12 protein-coding genes are annotated in these 12,544 nt (G+C 60.5%); 2 read left to right on the top strand and 10 right to left on the bottom strand.

Translation table 11 applies throughout. The features are described 5' to 3' along the window. Positions 1 to 200: 200 nt before the first annotated feature. The 3 genes from elaB to idnO form a co-directional block, all read right to left on the bottom strand. Positions 201 to 512: a stress response protein ElaB gene (gene elaB, locus C3F38_RS19840; protein ID WP_025160172.1), complete on the bottom strand. Its 312-nt coding sequence runs from the start codon at positions 510 to 512 to the stop codon at positions 201 to 203. A gap of 81 nt (positions 513 to 593) precedes the next feature. Then, positions 594 to 1,625, bottom strand: coding sequence for an L-idonate 5-dehydrogenase (idnD, locus tag C3F38_RS19845; protein ID WP_047730196.1), 1,032 nt, complete (start codon positions 1,623 to 1,625; stop codon positions 594 to 596). Between the two features lie 22 nt (positions 1,626 to 1,647). Then, a complete protein-coding gene (gene idnO, locus C3F38_RS19850; protein ID WP_055317185.1) occupies positions 1,648 to 2,412 on the bottom strand; it encodes a gluconate 5-dehydrogenase in 765 nt (254 codons plus the stop codon). A 268-nt stretch (positions 2,413 to 2,680) separates the two neighbouring features. Between idnO and C3F38_RS19855 the strand changes: the two genes are divergently transcribed. Then, entirely contained in the window at positions 2,681 to 3,664 is a 984-nt protein-coding gene (locus tag C3F38_RS19855) for a LacI family DNA-binding transcriptional regulator (RefSeq protein ID WP_038876391.1), read from the top strand. Here C3F38_RS19855 and C3F38_RS19860 read toward each other — a convergent pair. Beyond that, positions 3,644 to 4,153, bottom strand: a complete 510-nt coding sequence (locus tag C3F38_RS19860) for a DUF1097 domain-containing protein (protein ID WP_038876393.1) — start codon at positions 4,151 to 4,153, stop codon at positions 3,644 to 3,646. The two genes, C3F38_RS19855 and C3F38_RS19860, sit on opposite strands and share 21 nt — an antisense overlap. Positions 4,154 to 4,283: 130 nt before the next feature. Then, positions 4,284 to 5,519, bottom strand: coding sequence for an MFS transporter (locus tag C3F38_RS19865; RefSeq protein WP_055317184.1), 1,236 nt, complete (start codon positions 5,517 to 5,519; stop codon positions 4,284 to 4,286). A gap of 289 nt (positions 5,520 to 5,808) precedes the next feature. Between C3F38_RS19865 and C3F38_RS19870 the strand changes: the two genes are divergently transcribed. Next, on the top strand, positions 5,809 to 6,684 hold the full coding sequence (locus C3F38_RS19870) for a LysR family transcriptional regulator (RefSeq protein ID WP_038876397.1): 876 nt from the start codon (positions 5,809 to 5,811) through the stop codon (positions 6,682 to 6,684). A 59-nt stretch (positions 6,685 to 6,743) separates the two neighbouring features. Here C3F38_RS19870 and nuoN read toward each other — a convergent pair whose 3' ends face one another. From nuoN to nuoJ, 5 genes are all read right to left on the bottom strand, one after another. Next, positions 6,744 to 8,201 (bottom strand): NADH-quinone oxidoreductase subunit NuoN, encoded by a 1,458-nt coding sequence (gene nuoN / locus C3F38_RS19875; RefSeq protein ID WP_033635324.1) that lies wholly within the window; start codon positions 8,199 to 8,201, stop codon positions 6,744 to 6,746. A gap of 6 nt (positions 8,202 to 8,207) precedes the next feature. Then, positions 8,208 to 9,737, bottom strand: coding sequence for an NADH-quinone oxidoreductase subunit M (gene nuoM / locus C3F38_RS19880; protein ID WP_025303660.1), 1,530 nt, complete (start codon positions 9,735 to 9,737; stop codon positions 8,208 to 8,210). Positions 9,738 to 9,832: 95 nt separating this feature from the next. Continuing rightward, positions 9,833 to 11,680 (bottom strand): NADH-quinone oxidoreductase subunit L, encoded by a 1,848-nt coding sequence (gene nuoL, locus C3F38_RS19885; RefSeq protein ID WP_019453716.1) that lies wholly within the window; start codon positions 11,678 to 11,680, stop codon positions 9,833 to 9,835. Next, a complete protein-coding gene (gene nuoK, locus C3F38_RS19890; protein WP_103767479.1) occupies positions 11,677 to 11,979 on the bottom strand; it encodes an NADH-quinone oxidoreductase subunit NuoK in 303 nt (100 codons plus the stop codon). The genes nuoL and nuoK overlap by 4 nt, the downstream gene beginning before the upstream one ends. Continuing rightward, on the bottom strand, positions 11,976 to 12,533 hold the full coding sequence (gene nuoJ / locus C3F38_RS19895; RefSeq protein WP_055317182.1) for an NADH-quinone oxidoreductase subunit J: 558 nt from the start codon (positions 12,531 to 12,533) through the stop codon (positions 11,976 to 11,978). The genes nuoK and nuoJ overlap by 4 nt, the downstream gene beginning before the upstream one ends. Positions 12,534 to 12,544: the final 11 nt, after the last annotated feature.

The raw sequence follows: 12,544 nt of genomic DNA on the forward strand, positions 1-12,544 counted from the left end.
CAATAAAAACACAAACACTTTACACTTGCGGCGGCGCCGGCTCAATCCGTCCATACAAAAACAAGGGAAATAGAGGCGCTCCGACGACGGCTAGCGGGAAGTATAGGCGGGATAAGGGAAAACCAGCGGGGAAACAGCGAGATGAACAACACAGTCTGCAGAAAAGCACGAGGCGACCTACGCCGCCCCGATGCCGTCATTTATTTACGGGCCAGCAGCAGCCCCAGCACCAGCCCGACGGTGGCGCCGATACCTACGCTGTGCCAGGGTTTATCCCGCACGTAGTCGTCGGTGCGGTGCACCGCTTCTTTGGCGCGCGCGTAGTAGGATTCACCGGTGTTCGCCCAGCGCGCCTTGACCTCACTCAGCGCCTGCTCGGCGTGCGACTTGATGTCGACGTAAGCCTGATCCGCGCGATCGCCGGTGTATTGCAGCACTTCTTCCAGCGTCTCGGTCAGCATTCTCAGATCGTCATCCAGCGTAGTTTGCTCAGCATCCGTATGTCTTGCCATCGTGAGATCTCCGTGGTTGAAAAATTAAGCGTTCCTACACTATAGACAAGGATCGCCGCCTGCGGCCATCAGACTTTTACCCTAAAACACCAATTGCACCTTGGCGGCCTGGCGCTTATCGCCGGCAAACTCCAGCGCCTGCGCCAGCTGCCCGCTGGCGAACTCCGCCGACAGCAACGGCAGCGGATCGACCACGCCGTCGGCCAGCCACGCCACCGCCAGCGCAAACTCCGCCACGAAGCGGAAGGATCCGAGCAGGTTCAACTCCTTGGCGATCAACAACATCAGCGGGAAATCGGGGAAGCTGCCGCCCATGCCCACCTGCACCACGGTGCCTTTGGCGCGAGTGATCTCCAGGCAGCGCTGCAGCGACTGCGGGTGCCCCGCCACTTCGAAGGCGACGTCGAAATACCCCTTGTCCTGCTGATAATCGCTAACATCGTCGTCCGCGGCATGCAGGCACCGATCGGCCCCCATTTGCCTGGCGATCGCCAGGCAGCGTGGGCTGAGATCGGCACAGACAATCTCGGCGGCGCCCAGCGCTTTCAGCGCCGCCACCAGCAGGCAGCCGATCGGGCCGACGCCGGACACGAAGACCTTTTTTCCCGTCACGTCGCCGGGCTGTTTCGCTGCGTGTATCGCCACCGCCAGCGGTTCGGCGAACACCATCACCCTGTCGTCGCAATCGGCGCCGTAAGGGACACACTGCGCGCTATCCACCACTTTGTATTGGGTAAAAGCGCCGTCAACGTGCGGAAAATACATCGCGCTGCCGAAAAAACGCATCTCGACGCATTGATTGCTTTGCTGCGCCAGACAGTATTTGCACTGCCCGCAGGGTTTGCTGGGATTGAGCGCCACCTTCTGCCCGACCGGCAGCTGCGGTGAATCGCTGGCGACCACCTCGCCGATCACCTCATGGCCCAGCACCATCGGCTGACGCACCTGAAAATTGCCGACCTTGCCTTCCTGAAAGTAATGCAGATCCGAGCCGCAGATACCGCCGCGGCTGATTTTCACCAGCGTTCCCTGCCCCCGGTAATCCACTTCTTGCGCGATCACCGCCACGTCTCGTTTGCCATTGACCACGCAGGACTGGGTTTGAATTTTCATCTCAAGACTCCACGAAAAAAGGTTACACCGCCGCCGACATGCCGCCATCGACAAACAGCAGCTGCCCGTTGACGAAGGCGGAGGCGTCGGCGGCCAGGAACACCGCCGCGCCGATCAGCTCCTGCGGATCGCCCCAGCGCGCGGCGGGCGTGCGTTGGGTCAGCCAGGCGGTGAAGGCCGGATCGTCGGCCAGCGCCTGCGTCATCTCGGTTTTGAAGTAGCCGGGGGCAATGCCGTTAACCTGAATGTTGTAGCGCGCCAGCTCCACGCACATGCCGCGCGTCAGCATTTTCACCGCCCCCTTGGACGCCGCATAAGGGGTGATGGTGTCGCGGCCCAGCTCGCTTTGCATCGAACCGATATTGACTATCTTGCCGCGCAGGCGCGGCACCATGTAACGCGCCACGGTCTGTGACACGATGAATACCGCTTTCTGGTTGACGGCGATGATGTCGTCCCAGTCTTGCTCCGGGAACTCGGTGAAGGGATGACGGCGCTGGATGCCGGCGTTGTTGATCAAGACGTCTATCGCGCCGATGTCCGCTTCGATGCGGTCGATGGCGGCATGCACCGCCTGGGAATCGGTGACGTCGAACGCCGCCGCATCGGCACGCAGCCCCTCTTCGCGCAGGCGATCGGCGGCGTGCCGGGCATGTTCTTCGGTGGTGGCGTTGACCAGAATATGTGCGCCTTGCTGCGCCAGGCCGCGCGCCAGCAGAAAACCGATGCCGCGCGAGGCGCCGGTGATCAAGACGATTTTATTATCCAGAGAAAACAGGTTGTTCATGGTGATTCCCGGCCTTCAGGCCTCCAATCGGACAGGCCTCTATCTCAGCCGATTGTTACCGGTAAAAACGTGATGGAAATCACTGAAAATCATGTTACGAAACCCTGTTACCCTTAACGTGATCTCACGCAGGCAGCACGCGGGTAAAAATCATCTATCCAATTGAAAAGTGGCTACTTTCAATAGAGGCGCATTCATTGTTATCGCCAAATCGATTTGTTAACATACCGCCATCCGCCCTTGCCGCACCGCCCGTGAAGGCCACCGAATGAAACACCCCCGCGTTACGCTACAGGACATCGCACAATTGGCCGGCGTGACCAAAATGACCGTCAGCCGTTTTCTGCGCACGCCGGAAAAAGTGGCGGCCGACACCGCCGAACGCATTGCGCAGGTCATGCGGGAGCTGAACGTCACAGATGCCGATACCGCACAGGCCGGCAGAAAACCGCGCATCGGCGTACTGATCCCCTCCTTCAACAACCAGATCTTCGCCGACCTGCTGGCCGGCATAGAATCCGTTACCCAAGCGCGGGGTTACCAAACGCTGGTGGTGAACTACGATTACAGCCCGCAGCGGGAAGAAGAACAGATCGCACAGCTGCTGAGCTACCCGATCGCCGGGCTTATCCTCACCGACTCTGCGCATACCTTGCGCACAGAGACCTACCTCGGCGCCGCCAAAATCCCCCTCGCGCAGGTGATGGATCTCGACGCGCCGCCGGGGCGGATTGCGGTGGGATTTGATAATGAACAGGCGGGGTATGACATGACCGAAGCGCTGCTCGCCAGCGGCAAACGCCATATCGTTTACTTTGGCGCCATGTCGGACGCACGCGACAATAAACGCTATCGGGGCTACTGCCGCGCCATGGCGTCTCAGGGGCAAACGCCGCGTCAGATCGCGCCGCATCGGGTCTCTTCGGTTTCGATCGGCGCCGACATGCTGGCGATGGCGCGCGAACGTTACCCGCAGCTCGACGGTATCCTGTGCACCAACGACGATCTGGCGGTGGGCGTGTTGCAGGCCTGCCTGCGCCTCGGCGTGCGCGTGCCGCAGGAGGTTGCGTTATCGGGATTTCACGGCCTGGATATTGGCCAGGCGACCACGCCGAGCATCGCCAGCGTGATCACGCCGCGCTTTGACATGGGGAAAACCGCCGCCGAAATGCTGCTGTTGCGGATCGCGGGCGAACCTTGCGCCGAGCGCCACGATCTGCATTACCGCCTCTCACTCGGCGGCACCGTTTGAGCCGGCATTCGGGCCGATCGGCGGCGTAGCGCGGGCTTTTTCGCTGCGCGCCGCCCACCACAGACCGCTGTTTTTCATCGCATAGCCGAACAGCAGGCCCACCAGCAGGGAAAGCGTCACCAGCGGCCAATCGCCGCCGCCGGCGAAGGTCGCGCAGGCGCCGATAAAGGTGCCGGGCACAAACCCCAGCCACTGCTGTTTGGCCTGAATGCACATCAGGAATGCCACGACGCCGGTCAGCAGATACCCCAAGAGATTCCACTGCGGCGCCAGTTCGCTGCCGTGGATGATCGCCATTGCCCAGAAGACGCCGCTGCAGCAGGTCAACGCGCCGATCACCAGCCCTTTCAACCCACCCTGCGGGCAGGCGAAATACGCCGTGCAGCCGAGAAAACCGGCCCAACCGATCAGCCCCAGGCTGACGGCAACCCAGCCCCACACGCCGGAGAGGATCCCGGTAGTAACGGCAATGGCGAAAAGAACGTTCATAAAGTGACCCGCGGCAAAAAGAAAGCGCGCAGTTTACCCGAAAACAGGCCAATTTATGCGATACAAATCACATCATAAATGTAATTAAAGAATTATTAATTATAAAAAATAGATATCCATCACAAAATAATTAGCGAGGGAATCCCACCCGGGACGTCTTCCATGCCAGCAACAGGCACACTGCGCTGCTGCTCAGGAACAGCAAATGAGTCGCCTGACGCAGATCGACGCGATCGACCACCACGCCCAGCAAGATAGGCACCCAGTTGGCGATATAAGCGATAACGTAAAACAGCGAAAGCAAACGCGCATGGCTGGTCGGCGGCGAAATCAGATTCACCAGGGTCGCGCTGCCGACGAAAATGGCGCCGTAAGCATAGCCGGCTACCACCAGCCCCGCCGCCGCCAGCCCCAGGGAATGCCACTGGATCGCCGCGGCGAATACCACCGCCGCCAGCACCTGCGCCAGGCAACCGAACAACAGCGAATGACGGGCGTTAAGACGGCGGCTCAGGATCTGGCTGATACCGGCGATCAACAGATACACCGCAATGGCATAGCCAAAGACGCCCCGCTGGTACATGCCTAACAGCGTTTCCGCCACGCTAGGGCCAATAGCCAAAATGCTGGCGGCCAGGGCCCAACAGATAAACAGCGCCCCGGCACAGACATAGAATTTACCGCCGGTGATACGCAGACCATCAAGCAGCGAGCTTTTTTCTGTCGCAGCCGGCGCAGCATGGGGCGGCGCCGTAACCACGCCACGCGGCCACGAGAACATCACGCCCAACGCAGCCACGGCGGCAATGACCATGATGAAAACGAACGGCAGCGTCGTGGGATGAAAACCGGTCTGCAAAGCGATGCCGCTGAAGATCGGGCCCAGCGCCAATCCTGTGGTAAAGGACAACGTGGCGATCAACGCGGCGTTTTTACCGCCGTCTCGTGGCCCAAAACGCACCAACGCGATGTTTGCCGCACCGGTCAATGCCCCGGTGCCCACCCCGGCCAACAGTCGCGCCATGAGCATCATGGCAAAGGTATCAGCCCGCGCGAACAGCAGCGCACCGCTCAATACCACCAGCAATGCCGGCACGATCATGCTGCGCAAATCCTTCACTTTTCCGGCCAGATTGCCGACGCCGAACAAAGCGATCAGCACGCCGGCGGCGTAGGCGCCGTAAACGACGGTCAGACTGACGGAGCTCAGTGCAAACTGCTGCTGATACAGCGGATAAAGCGGCGTCGGCGCACTGCTGTTCAGCAATGCCGACATCAAGGCCAGCGCCAGGAACAATAAAATGGTCCTGCGCGACGCCTGAGCATTTTGCGGTGCCGCGCTCTGGGCGGCGGTATTTTCTGACATGCTTCAACTCCCAAAGTCGGCAGGCGGCGGCCTGCCATCGATATCTTTTCTCACCCGGCCTGCCGGGAACGGCGCTTATCATAGCGTTGCGGCAAAGGGCGAAGTATCGTCAAGAATGAATCACCCTGATGCATTCTTGCATCACCGGAGAAATAACCGCCGATGAGCAGGCCGTTAACCGTCTTTCTCTCCCCACGGGCGGAACAACACTTTATGATAGAAACCGTTGTCGTTCGCCCGCACCGGCCCGAGCCCCACGGCGCCGACAAATCTGCAGAGAGGAAATGGCATGATGAATTGGGACGACGCGCGCTTCTTTTTGGCCGTTGCGCGCTGCGGCACGCTACGCAAAGCCGCCAGCCAGCTGCATGTCGATCAGGCGACCGTCGGTCGACGGCTGTCCGCTTTCGAAGACGCACTCGGCTCCAAGCTGTTTATCCGCACGCCGAAATCCTTCGCCCTCAGCCCGCTGGGGGAGGAAATGCTGGCGGACGTGATGAAGATGGAAAATGCGGTGCAGGCGATCAACCGTAAAGCCGCCAGCGGTGACGAAAGCCTGTGTGGCAACGTGCGCATCGCCACCACCGACACCCTGGCCGAAGCCTTCGTGATGCCGGCACTGCAAGATCTGCGGGAACGCTATCCGGCCATCACCGTCACGCTGCTGACGGCGGTCAACATCGCCGATATTTCTTACCACGGCGCAGATCTGGCGATCCGCGGTGCCCGTCCCGATGACGATGAGCTGATCATCAAACGGTTAGCCACCATCGAAATGGGCCTGTATGCCACCCAGCACTATTTGGCGCGGCGCGGCATGCCGGTCAGGGGCGAGCAGCTGCGCGGCCACGATCTGCTGATGTTCCCGCGCGAGCTGGTGCCGCGACACTGGAACAATTTCTGCGGCGAGGCCCTGCACGAGCCCAACGTCGTGCTGCAATGCAATTCGCAGCTGCTGCTGCGCTCCGCCACCCGCAGCGGACTGGGCATCGGTCTGCTCTCCGCGTTTTTGGCGGACAAAGACCCTGAGCTGGTGCGCCTGTTCCCCGAGAACAAAGACTGGGTGGATATCTGGCTGGTGCTGCATCCCGATTTGCAACGTGCCGCCCGCGTGCGCGCGGTGGTGCAGGCGCTGGAAACGTCGTTTAGCGCCCATTACGGCTGAGTGCCGTTTCCCCATAAAAAAAGGTCGCCGAAGCGACCTTTTTACCGTCTGAAGCGTTATCAGAACGTCGGCTGAGCCATCTGCACCAGCGAAATCAGCGGCTGCGGATAGACGCCCAACAGCAGCACCAGCGCGGCTGAAATCAGCACCACGACGCCACCGGCGGTCAACGCCCAGTTGTTCGGGGTATCGCGCTGCAGCGATTCCGGCGCGCTGAGGAACAGGCTGACGGTCACGCGCAGGTAGTAGTACAGGCCGATGGCGCTGCCTACCACGACTGCGCCGGTCAGCCACCACAGGTGTGCGCTGACGCCCATCGCGATCACGAAGAACTTACCGATAAAGCCCAGCGTCATCGGGATACCGGCCAGCGACAGCATCATCACCGTCATCACCGCGGACAAAATTGGCTTATGCCAGAACAGACCACGGTAAGAGAACAGCGAATCCGCATCCGGGCCGCGGTACGGGCTGGACATCAGGCTGACCACGCCGAAGGCGCCCAGGCTGCTGAACAGGTAACCGGCCAGGTAAACGCCGGCGGTTTCCAGCGACAGCTGGTGGGTTTGCACCGCAATCAGCGCCACCAGCAGGTAGCCCAGGTGAGCGATCGACGAGTAACCCAGCAGACGCTTGATGTTGGTCTGGCTGATGGCCATCAGGTTACCGAACAAGATAGAGCAGAACGCGATGATCGACAGCACCATGCGCAGCGCTTCGTTGTCGGCGGCCGGGGCATACAGGAACAGACGCATCACGACCGCGAAGATCGCGATCTTGCTGGCGGTCGCCAGGAAGGTCGAGACCGGCGCAGGCGCGCCCTGATACACGTCCGGCGTCCACAGTTGGAACGGCACCAGCGACAGTTTGAAGCCCAGACCGACGATCATCATGCCCATGCCGGCCAGGATCAGCGGCTGGTGCATCATGTTTTCCTGCAGGCTCTTGCCGAGGCCGGCCAGCGACAGATCGCCGGATTCGGCATACAGCAGCGCCATGCCGAACAGCAGGAACGACGACGCGGCGGCGGACAGCAGCATGTACTTGATGGCGGCTTCCAGCGGGCGCTTCTGGCGGTAGGCATAGCCCACCAGGCCGAACAGCGGCAGCGAGATCAACTCGATACCGATGAACAGCGAAGCCAGATGGTTGGCGCTCGCCAGCAGGATGCCGCCCATGGCGGCGATCAGCACCAGCAGGTAGAACTCTTCGCGGTTATCCGGATAGCCGACCAGCCACGGATACGCGAAGGTGCAGGTCGCCAGACTCGCCAGCAGCACCAGCCCGGTGTAGAACATCGAGTAACCGTCAACCCGCAGCAGCGGGGTGACGTCCATTGGGCCTGCCTGGCCGACAAAGTACAGCGAAAGCAGCGCCAGGTTGAGACCGATCACGGTCAGGGTGGCGTTGATAAAGTGGTCGCGTCGCCACGCAATGCCTAGCATCACAACCACCACCGTCAATCCGACGATCAACAGCGGCAGCAGTGCGATCAGTTGTTGAGGAGTTATTGTCATGGCGAATTACGGCCTTGTTGTTGAAATTGCTGAAACTGACGAACCAAACCAGTGTTGCACGTTGCTCATCGCCGCGTTGGAAGTATCCAGAATCGGCTGCGGGTAAACCCCCAGCAGAACCAGCAACACCACCAGCAGTAGAATGATGAACAGTTCGCGCGCGGTCATGCCCTGCAGCGGCTGGTCGGATTTAGGCGCACCGTAGTAAGCGCGCTGCATCATGATCAGCGAGTAAACCGAAGCGAACACCAGACCGAAGGTAGAAATCACGGTGATCACCGGCACCACCTGGTAGCTGCCGAACAGAATCATGAATTCGCCGACGAAGTTACCGGTACCCGGCATCCCCAGCGTGGCCACGGCGAAGAACAGCGACAGCGCAGGGATGAACTTGATACGCCCCCACAGGCCGCCCATCTGACGCATGTCGCGGGTATGCAGACGCTCATACAGCTGGCCGCAGATGATAAACATACCGGCGGCGGACAGACCGTGCGCGATCATCTGGATCACCGCGCCCTGGTAAGCCAGTTGGCTGCCGGTGTAGATGGCGATAAGCACGAAGCCCATGTGCGAGACCGAGGTATAGGCGATAAGACGCTTGATGTCGGTCTGCGCGAATGCCATCCAGGCACCGTAGAAGATGCCGATCACGCCCAGCCACATAGCGATTGGCGCAAACTCGTGCGAAGCCTCAGGGAACAGCGGCAGGCTGAAACGCAGCAGGCCGTAGGCCGCCGTTTTCAGCAAGATGCCCGCCAGGTCGACGGAACCTGCGGTCGGTGCCTGGCTGTGCGCGTCCGGCAACCAGCCGTGCAGCGGCACCACCGGCATTTTCACCGCGAAGGCGATGAAGAAGCCCAGCATCAACAGATATTGCACGTTGTGGGACATCGGCGTTTGCAGCAGGTCTTCGTAATCGAATGTCCACACGCCGGTCGCGTTGTAGTGCACAAACACCAGGCCCAGGATCGCAATCAGCATCACCAGACCGCTGGCCTGGGTGTAGATGAAGAACTTGGTCGCCGCGGTGATACGGGTTTTACCGTCCGACGCCTTGTGGCCCCACAGCGCGATCAGGAAGTACATCGGCACCAACATCATTTCCCAGAAGAAGAAGAACAGGAACATGTCGATGGCGAGGAACACGCCGATAACGCCGCCCAGGATCCACAGCAGGTTGAGGTGGAAGAAGCCCTGATACTTCTGGATTTCACGCCAGGAACAGAGGATCGCCAGCACGCCCAGCAGACCGGTCAACACCACCATCAGCAGCGACAGACCGTCCAGCGCAAGGTGGATGGAGATGCCGAAGCGCGGGATCCACGGCAGCAGGAATTCGCTCTGCCACTGCGGAATGCCTTTCGGCGTGGTCAAGGTATAGCCGCCCTGCATCCACAGCTGCAGAGAGAGCGCCAACGTCAGCCCCATTGCGATCAGCGCTATCCAGCGCGGCACCTTAGTACCGAAGCGCTCAAGCTGCCAGCACAGCAGACCGCCGATAAAGGGGATAAGAATTAGCCAAGGTAATAGCATGGCGTTTTGTGTCCCTTATACGAATAATTTCAAACTTTGTACGTAGCGCCTGCCCGGCGCTACGCCCGAAAAATGCGTCTGTTTAAATTATTCAATTAAACCAAAATCAACAGAGCCAATACGACCACTGCACCCACACCCATAGACGCTATATACCAACGCACCTGGCCGTTCTCGCTCACCGTCAGACCGCGGTTCCCCCAGCGGGAGAAGACGGCCGGCAGGTTCATCAGCGAGTTCAGCGGATCGCGCTGCAGCAGCTTCGCAATGCCCAGGTACGGCTTGACGAACACTTTGTCATACAGCCAGTCGAAGCCCCAGGCATGGAACCACCAGGTCGAGAAGAAACGTCCCGGCGCGCTGTTGGCGATGCTGTTGACCAGGCTGCGTTTGCCCAGCCACAGCGCGGCCGCCAGCAGAATGCCGACGATAGCTACCACGCCGGAGGTGATTTCAAGCGTCAGCACGCTGCCGTGCGCCAGCTCGGTCGTATCCGGCAGCACGCCCTGCAACGGCGGCACGATCATCGCGCCGACGAAGGTGGACAGCACCAGCAGAACCAGCAGCGGCAGGTGGTGAGTGATGCCTTTACCGGCATGCGCTTTGATTTTCTCTTCGCCATGGAACACGATGAAAATCATACGGAAGGTGTACAGCGAGGTCATGAACGCACCGACCAGGCCGGCCACCATCAGGTTGATGTGGCCGTTGGCCATCGCGCCCGCCAGGATCTCATCCTTACTGAAGAAGCCGGCCGTGACCAGCGGCAACGCAGACAGCGCCGCGCCACCCACCAGGAAGCAGACGTACACCAGCGGGATGCTCTTGCGCAGGCCGCCCATCTTGAAGATGTTTTGCTCGTGGTGGCAAGCCAGGATCACCGAACCGGACGACAGGAACAGCAGCGCCTTGAAGAACGCGTGGGTCATCAGGTGGAAGATCGCCGCGTCCCATGCCTGCACGCCCAGCGCCAGGAACATGTAACCGATCTGGCTCATGGTGGAGTAAGCGAGCACGCGCTTGATGTCGGTCTGCACCAGCGCGGCGAAGCCGGCCAGCAGCAGAGTGACCGCACCGACGATGCCCACCAGGTGCAGCACTTCCGGCGCCATCAGGAACAGGCCATGCGTACGGGCGATCAGATAGACGCCCGCGGTCACCATGGTCGCCGCGTGGATCAGTGCGGAAACCGGGGTTGGGCCCGCCATCGCGTCCGCCAACCAGGTTTGCAACGGCAGCTGCGCCGATTTACCGACCGCGCCGCCCAGCAGCATCAGGGTCGCCCAGGTGATGGCCGTATCGCCCACCGCCAGTTTCTGCGGTGCCAGGATCATCAGCTCGCGGATATTCAGCGTGCCCAGCTCGTTGTAGAGGATGAACAGTGCGAACGCCAGGAACACGTCGCCCACGCGGGTCACGATGAAGGCTTTCATCGCCGCCGCGCCGTTGGCCGGATCTTTGTAGTAGAAGCCGATCAACAGGTAGCTGCACAGGCCCACGCCTTCCCAACCCAGATACATCAGCAGCAGGTTGTCCGCCAGCACCAAGACCACCATGCTGGCGATAAACAGGTTGGTGTAAGCGAAGAAGCGCGAATAGCCCTCTTCACCGCGCATGTACCAGGAAGCGAACATGTGGATGAAGAAGCCGACGCCGGTGACCACCGACAGCATGGTCAGCGACAGGCCGTCCAGCACCAGGGTCACGCCGATATTGAAGTTGCCGACGGCCATCCAGGTCCACAGGCTTTGCTCGAACAGCTGCACGCCGGCGGCTTTCTGGGCGAAGAAATCCATCGCCACATACACCGTGACCAGCGCAGCCAGGCCGATAGAGCCCACGCCGACGGTAGCCGCCGTGTTCTCAGACCAACGGCCGCGGGAAAATGCCAACAGCAGGAACCCGATCAGCGGTAGCAGAATTGTTAAATATAATAGGTTCATCCGCGCATCTCACTGACAGTATCAATATTCAGGGTATGACGACGACGGTAGAGCTGCAGCAGCAGCGCCAGGCCGATACTGGCCTCGGCTGCCGCCAGGCTGATCGCCAGGATGTACATCACCTGACCGTCCGCCTGGCCCCAGTAGCTTCCCGCCACGATAAACACCAACGCCGCAGCGTTGATCATCACTTCCAGGCTGATCAGCATAAACAGCAGGTTGCGGCGCACCAGCAGCCCGGTCAGCCCGAGCACAAACAGGATAGCCGCCAGGATCAGGCCGCGTTGAAGAGGGATCATGCTTGCTCCTCCGATTTTCTTCTCGCCATTTCGCTACTCGCCGGCGCGTTGCTCAGCACCTCGCCAGGCTTGTGCTCGCGGCCGATATGGAAGGCGACAACCAGACCCGCCAACAGCAGCATTGAAGCCAGCTCAACCGCCAGTACGTAAGGCCCGAACAGGCTGATGCCCACCGCCTTCGCGTCGACCATCTCGCCGCTGACACCCTGGTCGGATACGCTGCGGATCGCGACGATCAATACCACCAGCAGCGCCAGCGACAACAGGCCAGGCCCGATCCACACCGTCGGCTTCATCCAGTCGCGCTCTTGCTGCTGCACGTTGCCGAGGTTCAGCATCATCACCACGAACACGAACAGCACCATGATGGCGCCCGCATAGACGATGATTTCCAACGCGGCGGCAAAGTAGGCGCCGAGCGAGAAGAAGACTGCCGAGATCGCCAATAACGAGACGATCAGATACAGCAGCGCATGCACAGGGTTGGTATGGGTGATCACGCGAATCGTCGCGGCCACCGCAATCAAACCTGCCAGGTAAAATGCAATTTCCATGCTTGCTGGCT

The sequence above is a fragment of the Serratia sp. SSNIH1 genome, assembly GCF_002935055.1.
Classification (GTDB): Bacteria; Pseudomonadota; Gammaproteobacteria; order Enterobacterales; family Enterobacteriaceae; genus Serratia; species Serratia nevei.